The 1,834-nt window shown below is 40.8% G+C and carries 2 protein-coding genes; both read left to right on the top strand.

Features of this window, described 5'->3' with window-relative positions; all coding sequences use genetic code 11:
• The coding region (sufB, locus tag FJ218_11455; GenBank protein MBM4167518.1) for a Fe-S cluster assembly protein SufB at positions 1-1,429 on the top strand (1,429 nt) is incomplete at its 5' end.
• 85 nt (positions 1,430-1,514) lie between these two features.
• Positions 1,515-1,834 (top strand): hypothetical protein (locus tag FJ218_11450; GenBank protein MBM4167517.1); only part of this gene is annotated, 320 nt, incomplete at its 3' end.

Here is a 1,834-nt window from a genome sequence, read left to right as displayed (position 1 = left end):
ACAAGTACACGAACTCGTTTCTACAGATTACAAATACGGTTTTGTAACCGATATTGAAATGGAAACAATTCCAAAAGGATTGAGCGAAGAAATCGTTCGACTCATTTCGCAAAAGAAAAACGAACCCGAATGGATGCTCGACTATCGCTTGAAAGCGTATCGTCATTGGCTTACAATGAAAGAACCAACGTGGGCGCATATTTCCTATCCGAAAATAAACTACAACGATATTATTTATTACGCCGCACCGAAAAAGAAACAGCAACTTTCTTCGCTCGATGAAGTTGACCCGGAAATTTTGAAAACGTACGAGAAACTCGGCATTCCGCTCGCAGAACAAAAAATGTTGAGCGGCGTCGCGATTGATGCTGTGTTTGATAGCGTTTCCGTTGCAACAACATTTGCAGACGAACTCGCAAAGCACGGAATAATTTTCTGCTCGATTTCCGAAGCGATTCAAAAGCATCCTGAACTGGTGAAAAAATATTTGAGTTCTGTTGTTCCGTACACCGATAATTATTTTGCCACGCTGAACTCCGCTGTCTTTTCCGATGGAACGTTTTGCTATATTCCGAAAGGCGTACATTGTCCGATGGAACTTTCGACGTATTTCAGAATCAATGCAGAAAACACGGGACAATTCGAGCGCACGTTGATTATTGCGGATGATGATGCGTATGTTTCGTATCTCGAAGGATGTTCTGCGCCGCGTCGTTCGGAAAGTCAGTTGCACGCCGCAGTGGTCGAACTCGTTGCAATGAATAACGCGACGATAAAATATTCCACGATTCAAAATTGGTATACTGGCGATAAAGATGGCAAAGGCGGCATTTATAATTTTGTTACAAAGCGTGGAATTTGCGCAGGAAAAAATTCCAAAATTTCTTGGAACCAGGTCGAAACCGGTGCGGCAATTACGTGGAAATATCCTTCGTGCATATTGAAAGGCGATAATGCGATTGGAGAATTTTATTCCGTTGCAGTTACGGCGAATCATCAGCAAGCAGATACGGGAACGAAAATGTTGCACATCGGAAAAAATACGCGCAGCACAATTATCTCGAAAGGAATTTCTGCCGGCTTTGGAAAAAATACGTATCGCGGTTTGGTGCGTGTTTCTCCGAATGCAACCAACGCGCGCAACTTTACACAATGTGATTCGTTGTTGCTTGGTTCTCAATGCAGCGCGAATACATTTCCCGTTTTGGAAATTGATAATCCGACAACGATAACGGAACACGAAGCAACGACATCGAAAATCGGTGAAGACAAAATATTTTATCTCACGTCGCGCGGCATTACAAAAGAAAATGCAATCTCGATGATTGTGAACGGCTTTGCGAAACAAGTATTCAATAATCTTCCGATGGAATTTGCAGTGGAAGCAGAGAGATTGATGGAAATTTCTCTTGAAGGTTCAGTAGGATAGAAAATTCGTCATGCCGAATTTATTTCGGCATCTAAAAAAGATGCTGAAACAAGTTCAGCAAGACGTACAATCAAGTTTATATTAAATGCAAGACACATTACTCAAAGAAAAAAAACTTACGCGTGAATTCATAGAACAACATTCACGACGAAACAACGAACCGCAATGGATGTTATCGAAACGATTGCGCTCGTTGATGATTTATGATGAAGCAGTAGAAACGAAAAAAGAGAGAATGGTTTTTCCTCTGAATGACATAGAAAAATTTCTATCATCGAAAAAAGAAAATATTGTAACAAACGATGTTCACATCCAACGAGAAAATCGTTCGGGAGTTTTGGTTTTTGAAAACGGCGAAACAAAAGATTTCCACCGCGAAAAAGAATTGACGTCAAACGGAATTAT

This window comes from Ignavibacteria bacterium (genome assembly GCA_016873775.1).
Taxonomy (GTDB): domain Bacteria; phylum Bacteroidota; class Ignavibacteria; order UBA10030; family F1-140-MAGs086; genus JAGXRH01.
Note: the sequence above shows the minus strand (reverse complement) of the source record. Positions and strands in the feature narration are given on the sequence as shown.